General features: G+C 58.4%; 19 protein-coding genes. 11 read left to right on the top strand and 8 right to left on the bottom strand.

The window, feature by feature from the left end; all coding sequences use genetic code 11:
- Positions 1-27: 27 nt before the first annotated feature.
- Complete coding sequence (locus ABG996_RS01540) at positions 28-981, top strand: tRNA dihydrouridine synthase (protein WP_347478183.1); 954 nt, start codon at positions 28-30, stop codon at positions 979-981.
- 169 nt (positions 982-1,150) lie between these two features.
- On the opposite strand, the gene ABG996_RS01545 is transcribed toward ABG996_RS01540, so the two are convergent.
- Both ABG996_RS01545 and ABG996_RS01550 read right to left on the bottom strand, forming a co-directional pair.
- The gene (locus tag ABG996_RS01545) at positions 1,151-1,396 is read right to left on the bottom strand and encodes a glutaredoxin family protein (protein ID WP_347478184.1); all 246 of its coding nucleotides are present in this window, start codon (positions 1,394-1,396) and stop codon (positions 1,151-1,153) included.
- Between the two features lie 51 nt (positions 1,397-1,447).
- On the bottom strand, positions 1,448-2,275 hold the full coding sequence (locus tag ABG996_RS01550; protein ID WP_347478185.1) for a TipAS antibiotic-recognition domain-containing protein: 828 nt from the start codon (positions 2,273-2,275) through the stop codon (positions 1,448-1,450).
- A gap of 141 nt (positions 2,276-2,416) precedes the next feature.
- Here ABG996_RS01550 and ABG996_RS01555 point away from each other — a divergent pair, with 141 nt between their 5' ends.
- The 4 genes from ABG996_RS01555 (at position 2,417) to ABG996_RS01570 (ending at position 7,683) form a co-directional block, all read left to right on the top strand.
- On the top strand, positions 2,417-3,154 hold the full coding sequence (locus ABG996_RS01555) for a tRNA (N6-threonylcarbamoyladenosine(37)-N6)-methyltransferase TrmO (protein ID WP_347478186.1): 738 nt from the start codon (positions 2,417-2,419) through the stop codon (positions 3,152-3,154).
- Between the two features lie 111 nt (positions 3,155-3,265).
- The gene (locus ABG996_RS01560; RefSeq protein WP_347478187.1) at positions 3,266-4,480 is read left to right on the top strand and encodes a MalY/PatB family protein; all 1,215 of its coding nucleotides are present in this window, start codon (positions 3,266-3,268) and stop codon (positions 4,478-4,480) included.
- A gap of 273 nt (positions 4,481-4,753) precedes the next feature.
- Positions 4,754-5,494, top strand: coding sequence for a substrate-binding periplasmic protein (locus ABG996_RS01565; protein WP_347478188.1), 741 nt, complete (start codon positions 4,754-4,756; stop codon positions 5,492-5,494).
- Positions 5,491-7,683, top strand: coding sequence for a hybrid sensor histidine kinase/response regulator (locus ABG996_RS01570; RefSeq protein WP_347478189.1), 2,193 nt, complete (start codon positions 5,491-5,493; stop codon positions 7,681-7,683). The genes ABG996_RS01565 and ABG996_RS01570 overlap by 4 nt, the downstream gene beginning before the upstream one ends.
- Positions 7,684-7,753: 70 nt before the next feature.
- Here ABG996_RS01570 and ABG996_RS01575 read toward each other — a convergent pair whose 3' ends face one another.
- Together ABG996_RS01575 and ABG996_RS01580 are read right to left on the bottom strand one after the other, a co-directional pair.
- Positions 7,754-8,233, bottom strand: coding sequence for a pyridoxamine 5'-phosphate oxidase family protein (locus ABG996_RS01575; RefSeq protein ID WP_055309987.1), 480 nt, complete (start codon positions 8,231-8,233; stop codon positions 7,754-7,756).
- Positions 8,234-8,274: 41 nt separating this feature from the next.
- A complete protein-coding gene (locus ABG996_RS01580) occupies positions 8,275-11,079 on the bottom strand; it encodes an ATP-binding protein (RefSeq protein ID WP_347478190.1) in 2,805 nt (934 codons plus the stop codon).
- Positions 11,080-11,337: 258 nt separating this feature from the next.
- On the opposite strand from ABG996_RS01580, the gene ABG996_RS01585 reads away from it, so the two are divergent.
- From ABG996_RS01585 to ABG996_RS01600, 4 genes are all read left to right on the top strand, one after another.
- Positions 11,338-11,763 carry a potassium channel family protein gene (locus tag ABG996_RS01585; RefSeq protein ID WP_225093282.1) on the top strand — a complete coding sequence of 142 codons (426 nt, stop codon included), beginning with the start codon at positions 11,338-11,340 and terminating at the stop codon, positions 11,761-11,763.
- A 35-nt stretch (positions 11,764-11,798) separates the two neighbouring features.
- On the top strand, positions 11,799-12,332 hold the full coding sequence (locus tag ABG996_RS01590) for an LOG family protein (RefSeq protein ID WP_347478191.1): 534 nt from the start codon (positions 11,799-11,801) through the stop codon (positions 12,330-12,332).
- Between the two features lie 125 nt (positions 12,333-12,457).
- Positions 12,458-13,762: a chloride channel protein gene (locus tag ABG996_RS01595; protein ID WP_347483847.1), complete on the top strand. Its 1,305-nt coding sequence runs from the start codon at positions 12,458-12,460 to the stop codon at positions 13,760-13,762.
- A gap of 35 nt (positions 13,763-13,797) precedes the next feature.
- Positions 13,798-14,589 (top strand): EFR1 family ferrodoxin, encoded by a 792-nt coding sequence (locus tag ABG996_RS01600; RefSeq protein WP_240125888.1) that lies wholly within the window; start codon positions 13,798-13,800, stop codon positions 14,587-14,589.
- Between the two features lie 15 nt (positions 14,590-14,604).
- Here ABG996_RS01600 and ABG996_RS01605 read toward each other — a convergent pair whose 3' ends face one another.
- The 4 genes from ABG996_RS01605 to ABG996_RS01620 all read right to left on the bottom strand — a co-directional run bounded on the left by ABG996_RS01605 (position 14,605) and on the right by ABG996_RS01620 (position 17,910).
- Positions 14,605-15,480, bottom strand: a complete 876-nt coding sequence (locus ABG996_RS01605) for an EamA family transporter (protein WP_347478193.1) — start codon at positions 15,478-15,480, stop codon at positions 14,605-14,607.
- 449 nt (positions 15,481-15,929) lie between these two features.
- A complete protein-coding gene (locus ABG996_RS01610; protein ID WP_347478194.1) occupies positions 15,930-16,628 on the bottom strand; it encodes an ABC-2 transporter permease in 699 nt (232 codons plus the stop codon).
- Positions 16,625-17,506: an ABC transporter ATP-binding protein gene (locus ABG996_RS01615; RefSeq protein WP_347478195.1), complete on the bottom strand. Its 882-nt coding sequence runs from the start codon at positions 17,504-17,506 to the stop codon at positions 16,625-16,627. The genes ABG996_RS01610 and ABG996_RS01615 overlap by 4 nt, the downstream gene beginning before the upstream one ends.
- A gap of 23 nt (positions 17,507-17,529) precedes the next feature.
- A complete protein-coding gene (locus ABG996_RS01620) occupies positions 17,530-17,910 on the bottom strand; it encodes a GntR family transcriptional regulator (protein ID WP_347478196.1) in 381 nt (126 codons plus the stop codon).
- Between the two features lie 552 nt (positions 17,911-18,462).
- On the opposite strand from ABG996_RS01620, the gene ABG996_RS01625 reads away from it, so the two are divergent.
- Positions 18,463-20,076, top strand: a complete 1,614-nt coding sequence (locus ABG996_RS01625) for a peptide chain release factor 3 (protein ID WP_055252215.1) — start codon at positions 18,463-18,465, stop codon at positions 20,074-20,076.
- Positions 20,077-20,232: 156 nt separating this feature from the next.
- Complete coding sequence (locus tag ABG996_RS01630) at positions 20,233-20,955, top strand: VUT family protein (protein WP_229028244.1); 723 nt, start codon at positions 20,233-20,235, stop codon at positions 20,953-20,955.
- The last annotated feature ends 4 nt before the right edge of the window (positions 20,956-20,959 follow it).

Below are 20,959 nucleotides of genomic sequence, written 5' to 3' on the forward strand. Positions count from 1 at the left end.
ACGTTCGTTGATATGAGAGAAGAGTAGATGATTCTATCGTTGGCCCCTATGGAGGGGATAACCGGGCATGTGTTCCGTCGCGTGCATGCGGAGTGCTTCGGCGCGCTCGATTGCTATTACACGCCGTTTTTGCCGCCGCCGCGGGTGGGAAATCGCTTTGGCGGCAAGGCGTTTAAGGAGATCGATCCTGCCAATAACCAGGGGCTCAACGTAGTGCCTCAGCTGATGTCCAAGAACGCGGACGAGTTTGTGTGGGCGGCACAGGTGCTCGCCGACATGGGCTACCGCGAGGTCAATCTCAACTTGGGTTGCCCTTCGGGAACGGTTGTCGCCAAGGGCAAGGGCTCGGGTTTCTTGCGCAATCTCGACGAGCTCGAGGTGTTTTTGAGTGACGTGTGTGAGCGCTCTCCGCTGCCGGTATCGGTCAAAACTAGGCTGGGGCTCGAGGACGACGACGAGTATGAGCGCGTGCTCGATCTGTATTGCCGCATGCCGCTGGCAGAGCTAATCGTGCATCCGCGTGTGCAAAAGGACCGCTATACGGGCTCGCCGCGCAAGGAGTTTTATGGCGAGACGCTGGAGCGCGCGCCGTTTCCGGTCGCCTACAACGGCGATATTTTTGATCTTGAGGATATGGATGCGCTGGTGGAGGCCTATTCCGGGACACGCCATGTGATGCTGGGGCGTGGCTTGCTTGCGAATCCCGCTCTGGCTCGCATGGTTAAGGGTGGCCCTGCTGCCACGGTAGCCGAGCTGCAGCGTTTCCATGACACGCTGTTTGCTGCCTATGCAGAAGAGATTGGCGGCAATGCGGTCTTTCGCATGAAGGAGTGGTGGTTCTACGCCAAGTGCGCTTTCGTCGACCCCACTACCGTTCACAAGCTCGTACGTAAGACCAAAAAGGTCGACGAATACCGCGCCGCCGTCGAGCGGGTCTTTCGCGAGCAGCCACTCGCACCCATAGCTCGCTTCCGCGGCTAGTTAGACATCGGGGACGTTCTTTAGCGACTAGTCATTTAAGAACACCCAATGACTATGTTGCAAAAGCTGTACACCAGCATCCAAAGATGTCGAAAAATGTCGACTTTGGATGCTGGTGTACATGTTTAGGCCGTATGGGGTGGGGCCTTGGACGGACGGGATGCGCGTACTAGAGCAGGTTCTCTTGCGCCCACGCGATGATGTCGCTCGATTCGTAGAGTGGCTTGCCGTCGATGAACAGGCAGGGAACCTGGCGCTTTCCGCCGACGGCGATGAGTGTCTGTTCGGCATCGGAGTCGGTTGAGATGTTGCGCTCGGGAATGGTCACGCCGTTATCGGCCAGAAAGCGCTTGACCTTTATGCAATACGGGCAGCCGGTCATAACGTACAGCGTGAGCTCATGATTAGTAGCCATGGGTCTCCAATCGGTTGAGGTTTCGATTGAAATACCCAAAGCCGCCGCGGTCTATGCGCACGTCAACGACGACTCGATGGCCTGGACCAGAAACGCCGTGGCTCCGGTGCCGCAGGGCTTGTCGTAGTAGTCAACAAAGCGCTGGTCGGCAAGATAGCCGTGGGCGAGGCCCAGGTACGCCTCGTCTTGGGGCTCGCATCCCCAGTTGAGAGCAATCCATCGACGGTGCATTGTAACCAGTTTTTGGGCTTCGTTGCTCTCTGGGTCGCCAATGCCCATGGCAATCGAAAGCTGGCCCAGAATAGCGCGTTCAAGTTCCTTCATGTCGTTCCATGTCTCGGGGTCCATATCCAGCAGTGCTTCGTTTGCTGCATCGATAGCCTCATCGCCATAGCGCGCCCGCGCTTCGGCGCCGTAGCGCTCCTCGTTTTCCTGCACGGTGCGCCAGCGCTCCAGTTGCGGCAGGACGGCGCCCATGAGCGAGACGGCTTCGTCGAGCGACATGCCGGTGTTTTGCGCCAGCCGCGGGGCGCAATCCTCGATCATCGCCTCCATGGTGGTGCCGTAGGTGTACTTGCCGTGGTCGTAGCACCACTTGCAGTAATGGTCGGTCGTGGCGCCCGTGGCATCGGTGCCGCAGTCGTTGGGCGTGAGTATCATGCCGCAGCTCTGACAATAATGCTCGGGCATTTCGAGCAGGTGGGACAACGGCTCTCCGGTTACGGCTGCAATGAGCTTCATCATGTCGATGCCCGGGGTGACCTCGTCGCGCTCCCAACGGCTGACGGCTTGGCGCGTGACAAAGAGTTTGGCGGCGAGCTGCTCTTGGGTAAGGTGATGGGCGCGACGGATGGCAATGAGCTTTTCTGCAAAGGCCATAGCGGCTCCTTTCTGCTGGTTGATGGCTTAAGCATACGCGGCGGCAGGCGCCCTTCCAAGCAACCGTTGGTTGCATGACAGGAGTCCGCGGCGAAGAATTGCGCGCAACGCCCCACGCCTCCATGCCGTACAATGACCGGCATGGAACCTATTGCACACATACATACCGACCTGCCGCAGAAGTTCGGCATTCCGCGCAACAGCTTTTTGGCGCCCCATCTGCAGGGACGCATCGTTTTTGAGCCGGAATTTGCCTCCAATGCAGCGGTTGAGGGTCTGGACTCCTTCTCTCACCTGTGGCTGTTGTGGCGCTTCGAAAACGGAACGCCCGGCGGCACGGCTAAGGACATAGCCGCCGATGCCAAAACGCAGGACAGGTCCGGTACCAACGCAAAATGGTCGAAGACCGTGCGTCCGCCGCGCCTGGGTGGAGCCGAGCGTGTGGGCGTCTTTGCCACGCGCAGCCCGTTTCGCCCTAATCCCATCGGTCTCACCTGCGTCAAGCTCGATCGCGTCGAGTTCACCGACGATGGCCCCATCATCCATGTGCTGGGGGCCGACCTGCGTGACGGCACGCCCATCTACGACATTAAGCCCTACATTCCGTTTGCGGACTGCCACTCGGATGCGACCGGCGGCTGGATCGAGGATGCTCCGTGGCAAGAGCTCGATGTTAAGTTTCCGCAAGCACTGCAGGATATGGTCCCGCCCGCAAAGCTCCCCGGCTTGGTCGAGGTCCTTCGCCAAGATCCGCGCCGCGCGGGCAGCAAGCACGAGCCAAACCGCGTCTACCATCTGGCCTACGCCGGGCTCGACATATCGTTTACGGTCGACGAAACCCAGCTAACCGTAGTCGCCGTCAACGACGCGCACGACTAACCAGCCATTCGTCCGCACCCGTCAAATTAAGCGCCAAACTCCGCGCCAAAACCGCCCACGCTGGTGGACAATAACGCCTACCAAAACAATCACTTTGCACGGGAGCTCAGCATGAAATACGACTTTAGCTCGCTTATCGACCGCCACGGCATGGACTCCATCGCCGTTGATTCTTGGGGTGAGATCCCCGGCATGGCTCCAAACGCACCCGACGAGGGCTTCGATCGCATTCCCATGTGGGTGGCGGACATGAACTTCGCCACGGTGCCCACGGTCCAGGAACACATCATTCAGCGCGCCCAGCATCCCATGTTTGGCTACTTTAACCCGCGCGCCGAGTATTTCGACCGCATCATCGAATGGCAGAGCCGCCGCAATGGCGTCGAGGGCCTGCGCCCTGAACATATCGGTTACGAAAACGGCGTGCTGGGCGGTGTCGTGTCGACGCTGCGTGCGTATGTTCAGCCAGGCGATGCGGTGCTGGTCCACAGCCCTACCTACATCGGCTTTACCAAGTCCATCGAGGCCGCGGGCTATCGTATTGTCCACAGCCCGCTTAAGTTCGACGACCAGGGCGTGTGGCGCATGGACTTTGAGGACATGGAGCACAAGCTCGCCCAAAACCACATTCATGCTGCGGTGTTCTGCTCGCCGCACAACCCCTGCGGCCGCGTATGGGAGCGCGACGAAATCGAGCGCGCCATGGACATCTATCGCCAGCACGATTGCGTGGTGATCTCGGATGAGATTTGGTCCGATATCATCCTGCCGGGACACAAGCATATCCCGACGCAGTCGGTGAGCGAGGATGCCCGCATGCGCACGGTTGCCCTCTACGCGCCCAGCAAGACGTTTAATCTGGCGGGCCTGGTCGGCAGCTACCACATTATCTATAACGAGACGCTGCGCGACCGCGTGTGCGCCGTGTCCAACAAGACTCACTACAACGAGATGAACGTCCTCTCCATGCATGCGCTTATCGGTGCCTACCAGCCGCAAGGCTACGAGTGGGTGGACGAGCTCAACCAGGTGCTTGCCGGCAATATCGAGTACTTCTGCACGTATGCAGAAAAACATTGGAAGGGCGTCGCGTTTTCGCGTCCGCAGGGCACGTACATGGTGTTTCTGGACTGCACCGAGTGGTGCCGCGAGCATGGCCGCGATATTCAGTGGTTGCTCGACGAGGGGGCGCGCGTGGGCGTTGGCTACCAGGATGGCCGTCCGTTCCACGGGCCCTGCCACATTCGCGTGAATCTGGCGCTGCCGCTTTCGCGCGTGAGGGAAGCGTGCGACCGCCTGGACCGCTACGTTTTTAATGCACGGTAGGCGTGCGCTGCATGCGGGACCTTCTGCCAAGTCGGCTGGAAGGCCCCGCATGGTAGAACGTCTGTAACCATTGGGCACTCGCGTGGTTTCGTTTGCTATTATCTTTAACCATTTCAGTCTGTAAACAGGATCGTCTGGAGCTCGATGAAAAGACCCCGTCGCTCGGTTGCCATATCGTTGTTTGTTGCGCTTGCGGTAGCGTGCGCCTTTGTCGTAGCGATAGCTGGCTGTTCTGGGCGTAATGACGAAGCCTCGACGTCTGCATTAGAAGGTTTGGACGCCTCGCAAGTCAAAGACGACAACCTTAAGACGCTCAACGTCGGCAGCGACCTCTATCCACCGTTTGTGTATACCGACGAGTACGGCGATATCGTTGGCCTGGATGTCGAGATATTGACCGAGGCTTTGGCCCGCATTGGTTACAAGCCAAAGTACCAGCTGATCGATTGGGAAAAGAAGAACGAGCTACTGGCGAGCGGCGAGCTCGATTGCGTCATGGGCAGCTTTAGCATGACGGGTCGCGAAAACGAGTATCGTTGGGCCGGCCCGTACCTTGCGAGCCGCCGGGTGGTCGCGGTCGATCCCCAGAGCGATATCTACACGCTTGCCGATCTTGAGGATAAGGTCGTGGCGGTCCAGTCCACCACCAAGCCCGAGGACATTTTGCTCAATCATACAAATGAAAACGTTCCGCAGATCAAAGAGCTCTACTGCTTTTCGGACCGTTCGTATCTGAACCCGGCGCTCGTCGAGGGTCTGGTCGACGCCATCGCCGCGCATGAGTCCTCGCTGCTCACCTACGAAAAAGACTATGGCGTAACGTATCGCATTTTGGATGAGCCGCTGCTAGAGGTTGGTTTGGGCACCGCTTTCGATATCAACGATACGCGTGGCATCGACGTTAAGCTCACTCATGCCTACCAAGAAATGCTTGTCGATGGCACCATGGAACGTCTGGTGTCAAAGTACTTTGATGACCCTTCGCCATTTTTGAATATGGAGGGCCTGTCATGATCGATGCGCCCGACCACGCCGCTCAGGGGCGGGGCAATCGTTCGACAGGGGTATGGCTCCTTGTCGCCCTGCTGGGGATAGCGCTCTCGGTTGTTGCCGGCATGATGAGCTACGGCTACACGACGGCCCAAGCCGAGCAGCGCTTTGCCGACGTTGTCGATTACGTGGCGACGCAGAGCCTTTCCTACGATGCATTCAATAGCGCCTATACGACCAAAAACCTGATTCGCGTTATGGAGATCGCCGGAGAGACAGCGCGCGATATTGAGCGCGACGGTTCGGTGGATAACGCCATGCTGGAGCAATATGCCGACCAGTTCAACGTGAGCGCACTGATCGTGACGGACGCATCGGGCAATTTGGTGTCCGAATCCTCGACGGATGGCGTGGGCTACGAGTCGCTCGCTACGTATCTCAAGGAAGCACCCGTGCTGGAGGTGGCAGCCCATCCGCTTAAGTCCTATACCGCCCGCATTACGCTTTCGGATGATTCGGTTGCAGACATTGGTTGCGTGACCCGGCAAGATGGCGAGGGCATCGTTATCGCGGTCAGGCATCAGAGCGCGAAGGCAGTTGCAAGCAATACGCTCAAACTGCAGAGCCTGCTCGGTGGTTATGAGACCATCGACAGTGGCAATATCGTGATCGAAAGCGATGGCAAAGTCGTTGCGACCAATGCCGTTGAACCCACCATATTGGGCGTATTCAATCTGCCTGCAACGGATGTCTTTATTGTCGACGGTATTAAGGATCGATGCCTGCCCGGCAAAGCCCGACTGGTCAACGCCAGCGGCGAGTGGTATTTGGGCACATTTGGAAAAGCGCGCGGGTTCTACGTGTACACCTATGCCTCGGCGCGGCGCTACTTTGAGGTCGTCGCGGCTGTTGCTGCCGGCGTGCTGGTGCTCTACAGCGGTGTTATAGCCGTTGTTGTGATGGTGCGTCGCCGCGCTGATCGTCGACGTTTGACGGACTTGCTGCAGCAGGAGCGCGACTATGGCGACAAGCTGGCAAAGGCAGCGCGTGAGGCCTCGTCTGCCAACTCGGCAAAGACGGAGTTTTTGCGTCGCATGAGCCACGATTTGCGCACGCCCATCAACGGCATTCGCGGTATGGTTGAGGTCGGCGATGCCAATGCGGACGATCTTCAAAAGCAGACCGAGTGCCGCTCAAAGATCTGGACGGCATCGGGACTGCTGCTCGACCTTGCCAACGAGGCCCTGGATATGAGTCGCCTGGAGAGCGGGCAGGTCGATCTGGAGCTTGTTCCCACAAACTTGGTGACCCTCAACCACGAGGTGCGCGATATTCTGGAGCGCCAGGCCGAGGAGCGTCTGGTGACAATTATCTGCGACCAGCTGACGCTTGATCATCCCTATGTGCGGGTGAGCGTGACGCACCTCAAGCGCTTGTTGCTCAATATTGCCGGCAATGCCGTCAAGTACAACCGCCGGGGCGGCTATGTTCGCCTGGTGTGCCGCGAGGTGGAGCCAGCGGATGGCGTCCCCGTCTATGAATACACGATCGCCGACAACGGTATTGGCATGAGCGAGGAGTTCCAACAGCGCCTCTACGAGCCGTTTTGCCGTGAGGAGCAACAGGTGGAAGGCGCTTCATCGGGAACTGGCCTGGGCGCGCCTATCGCAAAACAGTTGGTCGAGCTTATGGGCGGAACCATAAGCTTTACGAGCGTCTTGGGGCAGGGGACGACGTTTACCATCCGCCTGCCGTTCGAGAAGTGCGACCGCTCCGAGATTCCTCAGGCAGTTCGCGTAGATGCGGGCGACGGCGATGCGTTCCAGGGCCTGCGCGTTTTGCTCGTAGAGGATAACGATCTGAATGCCGGGATCGCGCAGTTTACGCTCAGCCGTGCCGGTGCCGTCGTGACGCATGCTAAGGATGGCGAGTCTGCCGTCGAGATGTTTGCCGCGAGCGTGCCGTACGAGTACGACGTGGTGTTGATGGACATCATGATGCCCGGTATCGACGGCCTTGAGGCCACGCGTCGAATTCGAACACTCGATCGCGAGGATGCCGCGACTACGCCGATTATCGCCGTGAGTGCCAACGCCTTTGCCGACGACCGCAGGCTTTCGCGTGAGGCGGGCATGGACGCGCACCTGAGTAAACCCGTGAGTTCGCAGGAGCTCGTTGAGGTGTTAGCGCACATCGCCGCCGACGCTTCATAAGCATAGGGCCCGGTTCCAAGGTGGGTTGGAACCGGGCCCTATTGCTATTTGTGAGGTCTGCTCTTGAGGCCTATTTTTCCTGAATCTGCTTACCGCAAAGATGCTCAATCGTAATCTCGTAGAGCTGGACGCCCTTAATGTCCTTGGCGATTTCCTCTTCGACTTCTTCGGCAGAAGGGTAGTACTTAAGCGCGAGCTGGCGGACTTTATCCTCGATAAACGCGGGGGTGTCATTCGCCAGGCGACAGCGGCCAAAGACCACGGTGCTCATAACGTAGGGAGCCCAGTCACCGTCCTGGTACCACTCGTTGCCGTAAACGGTAAAGCAGACCTTGTCATCGCGCTTGAGTGCGTCGACCTTGTGGCCAGCCTTGGCGCCATGGAAATAAATCTTGTCGTGCTCGGCGTCGAAGAAGTAGTTGACGGGAATGGCGTACGGGTAGCCATCGTCGCCGTTGACGGCAAAGACGCCGCGCTTGCATGTAGCGAGCAGTTCGCGCGCTTCCTCGTCGGTGATGGCTCGTTTCTTTCGACGTAAGGGCCTAAACATCGTTGGCGTCCTTTCTGCTGCGTATGGTTGTTGAGCACAAACTATAGCGAAACAGCTCCGTTTTTCTTGATGCGGGCGAGTATGTTTTTGAGCTTGTTAAAGTCGAGCGGTTTGGACAGATGGGCGTTCATGCCGGCGTCGTGTGCCGCCTTGGCGTCCTCGGCAAAGGCATTGGCGGTGAGCGCGATGATGGGGATATCGGCTGCATCGACCTTCTCGCTCAGACGAATCGCGCGGGTTGCCTCGTAGCCGTCCATGTCCGGCATCATAATGTCCATCAGGATCGCATCGAAGCTGCCGGCGGGATGCGATAGGTACAGATCGACAACTTCGTTGCCGTTGGCGGCGCGGGTGACCACAACGCCCTCGGATTCTAGCAGCGTCTGGGCAATCTCGGCATTCAATTCGTTGTCTTCGGCGAGCAGCACGTTCATGTCGGCGAGCGAGCAGTCGAGCGCCCTCTCGACCGTATTCGCCCGCGTCTGGGGGTTCTTGTCGATATCGAGCGGAATTTCCACGTAGAACGTGGTGCCCACATGGAGTTCGCTGGTGACTTCGATGGTGCCACCCATCAGTTCAATAAGCGACTTGACGATTGGCATGCCCATGCCGGTTCCTTGGAACTTGCTGCGCGCATCGTCACCTTCTTGGGCAAACGGCTCATAGATATGCTTTAAAAACTCGGGAGCCATGCCAATGCCGGTATCCGAAACGCTAAAGCAAAAGAGCGCGCGCCCGTTATCGAGTGGCTTGGTCTTTGAGCTAAAGGTGACGGAGCCGCCGTGCCTGTTGTACTTAATGCTGTTGTCTAACAGGTTGATCATGATCTGTCGGATATGGATGGGACTGCCGACCATGTATGGCCCCGTGGCGTACGGCAGACTATTGTCCTGCATGGTGATGCCGTTATCGGATGCGCGGAGCTTGCACAGAACCAGCGTATTGTCACAGAGCTCTTTGAGGTTAAAAGGCGCATGCTCCAGTGTTAGCTTGCGGTCTTCGATTTTGCCCATCTCGAGGATGTCGTTGATCAGCGAGAGCAGGTGATTGGCGGCAACGCGCGCCTTGGCACGGCTCTCGCGGGCGACTTGCATATCGCCTTCCTTCAATTCCTCGATCTCGATAAGGCCCAGGATACCGTTGAGCGGCGTACGGATGTCGTGGCTCATGCGCGTGAGGAATGCCGTCTTAGCAGCGTTGGCAGCATCGGCTTTTTTGCGCTCGGTTCGAGCGCGCACGAGCGCCCAGATGAGCAGGACGATGCCGACCGACAACATACCGATGAGGGTAGCTGCAATGGCGGTGCGGTTGCGGTGGAGAAACTGGAACGTGTCCGATTCTTGCGCCGTGTACGACGTTGAGGAGTAATTGCTTGCGGAGAGCGATTCTCCGGCATTGATGATGCCCTTGTTGATGATTCCCGACAGCTCGGGTTTTCCGCGCGAAATCCAGCACGAGAGCTCACGGGTGTCAGGGAGTTCGGCCGTCTCGCAGTCCTCGAGATCATAACGGTCACCGATGGTTTTTACGCGTGAACTGGGAGCGACGATGCAGTGCGCCGTTCCCTTCCTGAGGGCGTCGAACGCTTCATCGTCGGATTGGTATTCGGTCACGGTCGCTGTGGGGAACAGACTTTCAAGTACATTTCGGTTGATAATCGATGATTTGGTACAGGCGATGTTCTGAAGGTCTTTGTTCAGGTTGCTTCCGGTGTGGATGGCGGTGAGGGATATAGTCCCCAACGATACCGACTGCACAACGCCCGATTGCTCGGCAAACCAGTAATCTCGGTATACCGGCAGCGCAACGTCTATGCTTCCCTTTGACAGGGCCTTCGACATCATCTTGTAGCTATCAAAGGCGACGGTTTTGACCGTAATGCCAAATTGATCGTGCAGCGTCGTTGCAAGCGATGCGAGCGAGCCTTCCATTTCGCCGTCTTCGTCTTCGTTGCAGTAGGGGAGTTTGCCCGTAATGTATCCGAGCGTGATGGTGTTGCCATTTGCTTTGAGCCAGGAGCGTTCGGGGCTGTTGAGCGATGATGAACCGCTGTTTTGGGTCGAGTAGTTAGATTTGACTTCGTCGTTATAGCGTGGGTTGACGCGGGCGATTGCCGTCATGGCAGCATTGATGTCGTTCATCAGGTCGGAACGACTTTTGGGGACGGCAAGGTAGTAGTCGCTTGAACCAACGTAGAACATGGGCGACGCCTCGGGCGACGAAATGGTGTCGTTCATGATTGCGGCATCGACTTCGTCGTCTGCGAGCGCGTTAAAGAGATCGGATCCTCCGTCATACTCCCTGTATGCGCAGGCGATTCCTTCGTTGGCGAGCCATTGCTGGCCAACGAAGGTTTGCATAACGCCGGGGTTGCAGCCGATAGTGAGACCCTGGAGTGCTTGAGGGTCACCCTTTGCGAGGTCGTCGCGATCGGGCTTGGCGTAGATGTAGTAGCGCTCGGTGCCCTCGGGGTTCGAGGAAAAGAGCAGCTTTTGGGCGCGTTCCTCGGAGTAGGAGATGTTGGGCATGAGGTCGATTTCGCCTGCCTCGAGCATGTCCATAAGCTCGGTGAAGGTGCCGGAGACGTATTCGTACCGCCAGCCGGGCGTGTAGTACGACAGGGTCTGGAGGTACTCGTAACCCCATCCCGAGAGACGCTCGCCGGGGGTGCCGTTCTGGAAGCCCTCGTTGTTGACGAGCCAGCCGACGCGGACCGTTTTGACTTGCTGACTAGAGTCATCGGCAAAAGCCTGGACAGGCGCAATAGAACTTAGTACGGCAAGCGCGGCAAGCACAATGGCCAGAGCGCGATATATAACTGAACGAAGGACAGTGGCAGCTCTCACATGTAATCCTAACGAATCGAGACATTACCGCATAAGGATACCAGCTCAACCTGCCCAGTCGGCAGCTGCACCGCTAAACGCTCCCGCCCGGCAGTCATCGGGGACGTTCTTAAACGACTAGTCATTGGGGACGTTCTTGTTTGACTAGTCATTTAAGAACGTCCCCAATGACTAGTTCCCAATGACTAGTTTCGTTTGCGGGGGAGGCGTGGGACAATACCGAGCGAACGAGATTGGGCGTCTGGGAAAGGGGTCGCGATGAACAGGTTGAGGACGCTTGCCGATGTGCTGCGACAGGCTGGCTTTGCGCGCATCACGGGCCTGTTTCTAATCTTTTACCTGCTGTGCTCGACTGCCGTCTGGCTGTCCGAGCCCACGACCCTTACGTTTGGCGATGGACTTTGGTTTAGCTTTGAGACGGTCTCGACGATCGGCTTTGGCGATATCCCCGCCGAAACGCCGGTTGCCCGCGGCATTACCGTTATCCTAAGCGTCATCAGTATCTTCTATATCGCCATGCTTACGGGCGTGGCGGTGAACTACTGCAATACGCTCATCAAGCTGCGCCAAAAGGACACCATGGCGCGCTTTATGGACGATCTTGAGCATTTGGAAGAGCTCGATCGTGACGAGCTCGCCGACCTGTCGCGCCGCGTGCGCGAATATCGCCGGCGCCAACGCTAGAACGGGCGCCGCGCGTCACGACGAGGGGGACTGAAATGAATATCACCGTGTATCTGGGTGCCAGCGTCGGTAATGACCCGGCGTTTCTGCCTGCGGTACAGGAGCTGGGCAACTGGATTGGCACCAACGGCCACGCGCTGGTATACGGCGGGTCCAAATCGGGCCTGATGGGCGCGCTCGCCGATAGCGTGCTCGATGCTGGCGGACATGTGACGGGCGTGGAGCCGAGCTTTTTTATCGAGGCCGAGTTTCAGCACGACGGCATCGATGACCTCATCGTGACGAGCGATATGGCCGAGCGCAAAGCCAAGATGATTGAGCTCGGCGATGCGTTCATCGCCTTTCCCGGTGGGACGGGCACGCTCGAGGAGATTGCCGAGGTCATGTCCGCGGTGTCGTTGGAGCACCTGAGTGCTCCGTGCATCCTGTATAACCTTGACGGTTACTACAACGACCTCAAGGCGCTGCTCGGGCGCATGATTGATAAAGGGCTTTCGAGCCCGAGGCGCCAGCACGGCATCTACTTTGCCGGCGATTTGCGCGAGATTGTCTCGATTATCAACGGATAAGTCTTGAGCCTGCCCCACTATGACTCCCAATGGTGCCGTTTGTGGCGCAGATGGTTGGCTTGTCTGGGCAACGCTCGCTCTACAATAAAACGTAGCTATGTCGACTTTGACCGCGGGAGGACCCGATGGACAACCTTGCCAAACCCACAAACCGCGCGCTGTTTTTAGTTAGCGTTGCCGTGACCGGTGCGTTCGCAGGTGCCGCGGTCTGGCTGTTCTTTTTTGCGATGGAGCACGGTATCGACTATCTGTGGACCAAGATCCCCCACATGCTGGGCGCGGCGTCGCCCGAACTCGCCAGCGGCCCGTTCGGTTTTCTGCCGTATCCGTTTTTCGTCTGCCTGCTGGGCGGCCTGCTGATCGGCCTGTACGAAAAGCTTACGGGCACCAAGACCGACGACCTCAACCAGGTGATGGCTAAGGTTAAGCAAGACGGGCGCTACCCGTACGACAACCTGGGCAAACTTTCGCTCGCGGCATTGCTGCCGCTGCTGTTTGGCGGAAGTATTGGACCGGAGGCCGGCCTGACTGGCGTTATCGCGGGTCTGTGCAGCTGGGTCGGCGACCGCATGCGCCGCTTTGGCGCCGAGTTCAGGGAGCTCACGCTGTTGGGCACCCAGGCCGCGCTGACGGCGCTCTTTACCGCGCCCGTCTTTGGCTTTGTGGCGCCGCTCGCCGGTAGCGCCGACGGCCAGGGCGAAGACGCCGACGATGGGTCCGCGTCCGGCGAGATCACCATCAAGCTGCCCAAGGCACAGAAGACTGTGGTCTACGGTATCGCGATCGCTGGCGGTCTGGGCACCTACCTGCTGCTCGGCCAGGTTATGGGCGGCGGCATGGGCATGCCCAGGTTCGAGGCCGCCGAGGTGGGCAACCTGGAGCTTGCCTGGCTCATCCCGCTGGCGTTGGTTGGCACCGTTTGCGGCTGGCTGTACTTTGTCTCTGAGCACGCGAGCGAAGCGTTTGCCCATGCCATAGGGGAGCGCCCTGTCGTCAAAGCCATGCTGGCCGGTCTGGCGCTCGCCATCTGCGGCACGGTTTTGCCCTACACCATGTTTGCCGGCGAGACCCAGGCCGATGTACTTATGGAGACCTACCTCACCATTCCCGCCGGCGTGCTTATCGCGACCGGTCTTGTTAAGGCCATGCTGACGCCCGCCCTCATCAACCTTGGTTGGCGCGGCGGCCACTTCTTCCCGGTTATCTTCTCAGGCGTAAGCTTGGGCTATGGCCTTGCCATCCTCACCGGCGCAGATCCGGTCTTTTGCGTCGCCGTCTGCACGGCATCGACGATGGGTGCGGTCATGCGTCAGCCGGTCATGGTCGTGGGCCTGCTGCTCATGTGCTTCCCACTCAAGGGTATCGTCTGCATGATCATCGCCGCCGTCATCGCCGCCGGCATTCCACTGCCCAAGCCGCTGCGCAAATAGCGCGGTTAATCGCGAGTCAACTCCAGGGGTACGAGATGATCCTGTACTTTAGCGCGACAGGGAACAGCGAGCATGTGGCGCGTCGCATTGCGGCGGCGACGGACGACAGGGTTATGTCGATTGAGCGTTTTGATGCCGAGGCCTTTCGCCTTGCCTTGGCGGAAGGTCCCCGCCAACTGGGATTTGTTGCTCCGGTGTATGCCTGGGGTCTGCCGACACCGATGATCGAGTTTTTGAAGACTGCCGACCTGTCGATTGTTGCCGGTACAAAGGGCGGCGAGCGCCCCTATACGTTCTATGTTTCGACGTACGGTTCGACGACCGGCCAATCGGCCAAGTTTGCCCGCGATCTGCTACACGAGCGTGGGCTCGAGTTAGATGCGGCGATGAGCGTCAAGATGCCCGATACCTGGACGCCTGTTTTCGACCTGTCTGACCCTCAAAAGGTTGAGGGTATCAATAGAGCTGCCGAGGCGCAGATTGATGCCGTGATCGAGGCGGTGCGGGCACGCCGCACGGGCAACATGATGCGCCATCGCGTGCCTTTGTTTGCATCGTGCGCGTATCACGCAATTGGGCTGCCGCGCATGCAACAGACGAGCAAGTTTGCCGTCGATGCCGATCGCTGCATCGGCTGCGGCCTGTGTGCCAAGCGCTGCCCCATGGCGGCGATTGAGATGCGCGACGGCCTTCCCGTCTGGACAAAGCCGGAGTGCGCCGCCTGCCTTCGTTGCCTGCACTGTTGTCCCAAATTTGCCATCTCGCACGGTAAGCGCACGGCATCCCACGGTCAGTACAGGCATCCCAAGCCAGGTGTGAGGATGTAGCGGCTGCTGGCCGCGCTACTTCCAAACTGCGAGCGCGGCGGTGCCCAGTACGATGAGGGCGAGACCGATGGCGCTGCGTCGTGAGAGTTTTTCGTTGAATGCCAGGCGCGCAAATAGTACTGATACGACAATCGATAGTTTGTCGATCTGCACCACGACGCTCACCTGGCCTGTGGCGATGGCGTAGTAGCACAGCAGCCACGATGCGCCAGTCGCAATGCCCGATGCCGCGAGAAATACGAGTTCGTAGCGGTCTACGTGCACGGCTTGGCCCATCTTGCCTTTAGCTGCCACGATTGCCCATGCCATAACCAGTACCACACAGGTACGGATTGCCGTGGCCAGGTTGGATTCGACGCCTTCGATGCCAGCCTTGGCAAGGATGGACGTGAGCGCCGCGAACACGGCGGCGCCGAGGGCGTAAGCGAGCCAGGTCCGGTCTTGCTGCTGCTCGGGTCCGGCAGGCTGCTTCTTCTCGATCATTAAAAACGTGCCAAGGGTGATGACAGCGGTTCCCACGAGCTTAACCGCAAGGTTGCTCGTCTCGCCAAAAAGTACGATGGCGATCAGTGCGGCGAGTACGGTGCTCATCTTGTCGACCGGTACGACCTTATTGACGTCTCCGATGCCCAACGCCTTAAAGTAACAGATCCACGAAGCACCGGTAGCGAGTCCCGAGAGGACGAGAAAGAGCCAGGATCTGGGTTCGATGCTGCCGATGGTTCCAATGGATCCAGAAATGCCCGCCATTGCCCAGGCGAAAACGAGCACCACGCAGGTGCGAATGGCCGTCGCGACATCGGAGTCGGTCTGCTTGATGCCGCATTTGGCCAGGACAGATGTGACGCCGGCAAAGAAAGCCGACACAAATGCTGCTGCGACCCACGACACGGGTGAAATGCCTCCCCAAAGAACGACCGCGCCAGATTTACGGCGCTCGTCCGATGATACCGTCCCGCCATGAAGCTTTGATATCGCTGTGGTGAGACAGGGGCAATAGTTCGAGAGGGCATTTGGTTAAGGCTCGAATCGAAGGTGAATGGTTTTCCGCGAAGCGAACGAGTAAATCTGGACCCCTGGAACATGCACACTTTTTTCGAACAAAACTGCAGGATCCTAGACAAAAACCGCAGGAATTGAGTCCTTAAAAATGTCGATGCTACAGGGCACTGTTTTTACTCGTTCACTTCTCGGAAAAGTATTCACCTTCGATATGCTGACGGTGTCTTTTTGGTTGCCAAGAACTAGACGGCCTGCCGTGAGGGGCGGTGGCGACGCTATGCCGCCTTGTTTCATTGAAAAAATAAGCGGGGTACCACCTAAGCTTTTTTAGCTGTCGATTACAGATCGCGTACTCGATAAACCTTGGTGCTGACAGCGCAGCTGATTGCACATAGTGCGAGCGCCAGTACTGCAATTCCTGCACACAGACAGCCGAGGACGGCGGGATCGGGATTCGCTCCGGCAATCGACATGAGCCAGTTGCTGATGGGGTTGGAGGAGCTCAACGTGGCAATGGCAAGGCACCAGAGCAGGGCAAACAGGCCGACGGATAGGCGCAGTGCCTCCATGTGTCCAAATCGGAAGAACAGCGGCTGTGCCAAAAACACCATCATGAGGGAGATGAGCATCGATGCTGCCGAGGCTATAGCGATCTCAAAGACCGTCTGTCCCGTCGAGGGGATGCCCACGCTGTTGAATAGCGGGATGGAGACGATGCTCAGAAGCGCGGCGGCGCACGCCATGACAGCCGAGAAGACAATGATGCTCAGGTAGCGTGCGCAAATAATGTCTTTGCGCGTGAGAGGCAGCGTTGCCCGATAACGCTCCCATCCGTTTTGATTGTCGAAGCCGGCCAGCGAGTTCATGACCATGATGGGCGACATGGCGCTGACCGCGCAGGCGCCGGCGCTCATGCCGGAATCGCCATCCGACGCGTTGGCAAGGGTTAGCACGACGAAGATGAACAGGCCGACGCCCGCGATGCTCGGGGTGAGCGTGCGAACGATGGCGAGCTCGGACATAAAGGCGCGTTTCATTTCGAAGCCCCTTTCAGCATGAGGCGCAGATAGTCATCAATGGTTGCCCGATCGCAGGGAATCTCGGGGAAGGCCTCGAGCGTTTCGCGACGGTTGGGCACGAGCACGTCCACGCTATAGGCGTGGTGGGCGGCACGGGCGCCTTCGACGCAAGTCATTAGCTCGGCGGCCTGTGCTTGGGTACAGTGGGCGATGCCAGCGCGGTCGGTAATATCCTCGCGCGGCAGGTCAAACATAATCGAGCCAGCATCGATGCAGATGACGCGATCAGCGGTGCGATCGAGGTCGGACGTAATGTGGCTCGAGAACAGCACGCTGCGCTGGCCGTCGGCGACAAAGGCAAGCAGCTCATCAAGCAGTTTCTCGCGTGCCATGGGATCGAGGCCCGCGGTGGCTTCGTCCAAAACGAGCAGCTTGGCATTGTGGCTGAGTGCACAGGCAAGCTGCAGTTTCATGCCCATGCCGCGGGAGAGGTCCTTGACCTTTGTCTTAGGATCGAGGCCAAATTGGCTGATGAGGTCGGCGAAGGTGCCATGGCTCCAGGCGGGGTACGCCGGTCTTACGAGTGCCTCAACTTCGGTCACCTTGAGTGTGGAAGGGAAAGGACACGTGTCCAGCACGAGACCGACACGGGTGCGCAGGCAACGCTGCGCTTCACCGGGTGCGTCGGCGCCACAGCGCTGCCCAAACAGGTGCACCTCGCCGGCATCGAGCTTTATAAGCTCGAGAGCAGCTCGAATCGTCGTTGTTTTGCCAGCACCGTTTGCCCCCACAAAGCCAACGATCTGGCCGGGCTCCACGGCAAACGTGACGTTGCGCAGCGAAAAGCGGTCGCTCACACGGCGCGATGCACCTTTGAGTTCTAGCAAGTTTTGCATGGTATAGCCTTTCTTGCAGATGACTACTGCATGGTTTCGGGGGCTACAAGGTCGAGCATTTCGTGCAGCTTGTCGCGCGTGACGCCCAGGGCTTCGGCTTGGCTTGCCGCTTTCGCAAGCAGATCTTCGATATGGCAGAGCTGGTTTTCGCGCAAGAGCTCTTGGTTGCCCTCGGCGACAAAACAGCCCTTGCCCTGCACGGTGCAGATAAACCCGAGCTGCTCCAGGTCGGCGTAGGCGCGCTTGGTGGTGATGACGCTCACGCCAAGATCGCTCGCGAGCGCACGGATGCTGGGGAGTTTGGCTCCCGCAGCGAGCGTGCCCGAAAGGATCTGAGCTTTGACCTGCGAGGCTATTTGCTCGTAGATGGGCTTATCGCTCGAATTGGATAGGATGATATCCACAGCGGCTCCTTAGCTGTTGAACTACACGTGTATATAACCGGTAAGCACAGTATATATACACTATGCACAGTTACGCAAGAGGCAAATAGGGATTGTCCGCTCGTTCATTCATCTCAATCTGTAACATCTGGAACCGATTTGGACGTCTACCTGTTACAGATCGAGATCTTGCTGGCGGGCCCCACCTGGTTGTCTCAATCTGTAACAACTGGAGAAGATTTTGGCTGCTAGATGTTACAGATCGAGACATTGGCCAACCGTCTATCCTTATATCTCAATCTGTAACAGATGGACCCGTTTTGAGTGGCTAGATGTTACAGATTGAGATCTTTCTGGGACATCCACCTGTTTGTCTAAATCTGTAACAGGTAGAGGCTCGAAACCCGTCTTACCGTTACAGATTGAGACGAACTGCTGCGGAGTGCCGCCATCGACTGCTGCCCTAGGCCACAACTGATGAATTTGTCCTGATAGGTGCCCTAGAGCGGGATTTCGCGGCTACAATAGTGCGGTTACAACGACGTAATGCACTCAATGCAAGAAAGGATCCGCATGGCAAGCCTGTCGGATGAAATCTCGTCGCGCCGCACATTCGCGATCATCAGCCACCCGGACGCCGGTAAGACTACGCTTACCGAGAAGCTGCTGCTCTATACCGGCAGCATTCAGACCGCCGGCTCGGTCAAGGGCAAGAGCTCGGCCAAGCATGCCGTCTCGGACTGGATGGACATCGAGAAGGAGCGCGGTATTTCCGTTACCTCCTCGGTGCTGCAGTTCACCTATAACGGCGCCTGCGTCAACATCCTCGATACCCCCGGCCACCAGGACTTCTCGGAGGATACCTACCGTACCCTTATGGCCGCCGACGCCGCGGTTATGGTCATCGACGGCGCCAAGGGCGTCGAGGCCCAGACCAAAAAGCTCTTTAAGGTCTGTACGCTGCGCCACATTCCCATCTTCACCTTTGTGAACAAGCTCGACCACGAGGCTCGCGATCCGTTTGAGCTCATGGAAGAGATCGAGAACGTTCTGGGCATCAATACGTATCCCATGAACTGGCCGATCGGCAGCGGCCGCAATTTCCGCGGCGTGTTCGATCGTCAGACCCGTCGCGTCATTGCCTTTGAGGGCGACGGCCACGCCAACGCCACCAAGAAGGTCGCCGAGGTCGAGGCCGAGCTGGGCGACCCCGCCATGGACGAGCTTATTGGCGAAGAGAACCATAAGAACCTGATGGACGATATCGAGCTGCTCGATGGTGCCGGCGACGAGCTCGATTTGGATGCCGTGGCCTGCGGCAAGCTGAGCCCGGCGTTCTTTGGCTCGGCGCTTACCAACTTTGGCGTGGAGCCCTTCCTCAAGGAGTTCCTGCGTCTGGCCCCGACGCCGCGCGCCTATACCGATACGCTCACCAGCGAGCCGGTCGATCCCTGCCGCGACGACTTTAGCGGCTTTGTGTTTAAGATCCAGGCCAACATGGACAAGAACCACCGCGACCGCATCGCCTTTGTGCGCATTTGCTCGGGCAAGTTCGAGCGCGGCATGGACGCCTTCCACGTGCAGGGAAACCGCAAGCTCAAGCTCGCCACGGGCACGTCGATGATGGCCGACGATCGCGCCATCGTGGACGAGGCGTACGCGGGCGATATCGTGGGCCTGTTCGACCCGGGTATCTTTAGCATCGGCGACACCGTGTGCTCCGGCAAGCGCCACGTGCAGTATCCGCAGATCCCGACGTTCGCCCCCGAGATGTTCGCTCGCATTACGCAGGTCGACACGCTCAAGCGCAAGCAGTTCGTCAAGGGCATGGAGGAGCTTGCCCAGGAGGGTGCCATCCAGATCTTCCGCGAGCTGGGCGCCGGCATGGAGAGCGTCATCGTGGGCGTGGTCGGCGTGCTGCAGTTTGAGGTACTCGAGCGCCGCCTCAAGGCCGAGTACCGTGTTGAGGTTCGTCGCCAGCCACTGCCCTATACGGACATCCGCTGGATCCAGAACGACCCCGACACCATCGATATCCCGGGCCTTTCGCTCACGCGCGACACGCTGCGTGTCGAGGACATGCGCGGCGGTAAGCTACTGCTGTTCACGAGCCCGTGGAACGTGGATTGGGCAACCGACCACAACCCCGACCTGATCCTGTCGGAGTTTGGCAACGTAGCCTTTTAACGCATTGGCGCGGTGGTCCTGTGGGGCTGCCGCGCCGTTTGTTTGCCTTATGCCGCGCGAGCGGCTATCATACCCACCGTCGTCTCAAGACCGGGGCGTCCGAGCAGTTCGGGTCCGATATCCTGCTCGTTAAACCTAAAACCAAAGGAGTACATAATGATCAAGAAGGTCATGGAGGACTATAAGGTCCTGTTGCGGAGCATTCCCGCGGCAACGGTTTCGCTGTTTTTCGTGAGCGTCATCATGATGAACCTGCTGGCCAACAAAGAGCTCATCAGCCTGCCGTATCTGGCACTCGATTGCGGCTTTGTGGTGAGCTGGGTTTCGTTTTTGTGCCAGGACATGATCTGCAAGCGCTTTGGCGCCAAGGCATCCATCAAAATCTCTATCCTCGCGCTGCTGGTCAACCTGGCCGTGAGCCTGTGCTTTTGGGCATGCTCGCTCACGCCCGGTATGTGGGGCGCCTACTACGACACGGGCATGATCGAGGTTAACACTGCCCTTAACGCCACCATCGGTGGCACCTGGTACGTGGTACTGGGCTCTTCGCTGGCAATGCTCGTCTCTGCCGTGGTTAACTCCACGCTCAACCAGTCGCTCGGCCGCATGCTCAAAAAGAATAATTTTGCGAGCTTTGCCTTTCGCTCCTATGTGTCCACGGGCATTGGCCAGTTTATCGACAACTTGGTCTTTGCCATTGTGGTGAGCCACACGTTCTTTGGTTGGACCTGGGTGCAGGTCCTTATGTGCTCGCTGACCGGTGCTGTTGCCGAGCTGCTGTGCGAGGTCTTCTTGAGCCCCGTGGGCTACAAGGTCGTGCGCGGCTGGGAGCGCGAGAATGTGGGCTCCGAGTACCTCGAGCGCCACGCAACCGCCTAAGGAG

The organism is Collinsella aerofaciens (assembly GCF_039836695.1).
Lineage (GTDB): Bacteria > Actinomycetota > Coriobacteriia > Coriobacteriales > Coriobacteriaceae > Collinsella > Collinsella aerofaciens_BD.

Coding starts and splice junctions, on each gene's coding strand:
- ABG996_RS01590 (WP_347478191.1), top strand. CDS start 11,799: ATGAATATCACCGTGTATCTGGGTGCCAGCGTCGGTAATGACCCGGCG.
- ABG996_RS01625 (WP_055252215.1), top strand. CDS start 18,463: ATGGCAAGCCTGTCGGATGAAATCTCGTCGCGCCGCACATTCGCGATC.
- ABG996_RS01550 (WP_347478185.1), bottom strand. CDS start 2,275: ATGGCCTTTGCAGAAAAGCTCATTGCCATCCGTCGCGCCCATCACCTT.
- ABG996_RS01555 (WP_347478186.1), top strand. CDS start 2,417: ATGGAACCTATTGCACACATACATACCGACCTGCCGCAGAAGTTCGGC.
- ABG996_RS01575 (WP_055309987.1), bottom strand. CDS start 8,233: ATGTTTAGGCCCTTACGTCGAAAGAAACGAGCCATCACCGACGAGGAA.
- ABG996_RS01545 (WP_347478184.1), bottom strand. CDS start 1,396: ATGGCTACTAATCATGAGCTCACGCTGTACGTTATGACCGGCTGCCCG.
- ABG996_RS01570 (WP_347478189.1), top strand. CDS start 5,491: ATGATCGATGCGCCCGACCACGCCGCTCAGGGGCGGGGCAATCGTTCG.
- ABG996_RS01560 (WP_347478187.1), top strand. CDS start 3,266: ATGAAATACGACTTTAGCTCGCTTATCGACCGCCACGGCATGGACTCC.
- ABG996_RS01595 (WP_347483847.1), top strand. CDS start 12,458: ATGGACAACCTTGCCAAACCCACAAACCGCGCGCTGTTTTTAGTTAGC.
- ABG996_RS01615 (WP_347478195.1), bottom strand. CDS start 17,506: ATGCAAAACTTGCTAGAACTCAAAGGTGCATCGCGCCGTGTGAGCGAC.
- ABG996_RS01540 (WP_347478183.1), top strand. CDS start 28: ATGATTCTATCGTTGGCCCCTATGGAGGGGATAACCGGGCATGTGTTC.
- ABG996_RS01585 (WP_225093282.1), top strand. CDS start 11,338: ATGAACAGGTTGAGGACGCTTGCCGATGTGCTGCGACAGGCTGGCTTT.
- ABG996_RS01600 (WP_240125888.1), top strand. CDS start 13,798: ATGATCCTGTACTTTAGCGCGACAGGGAACAGCGAGCATGTGGCGCGT.
- ABG996_RS01610 (WP_347478194.1), bottom strand. CDS start 16,628: ATGAAACGCGCCTTTATGTCCGAGCTCGCCATCGTTCGCACGCTCACC.
- ABG996_RS01630 (WP_229028244.1), top strand. CDS start 20,233: ATGATCAAGAAGGTCATGGAGGACTATAAGGTCCTGTTGCGGAGCATT.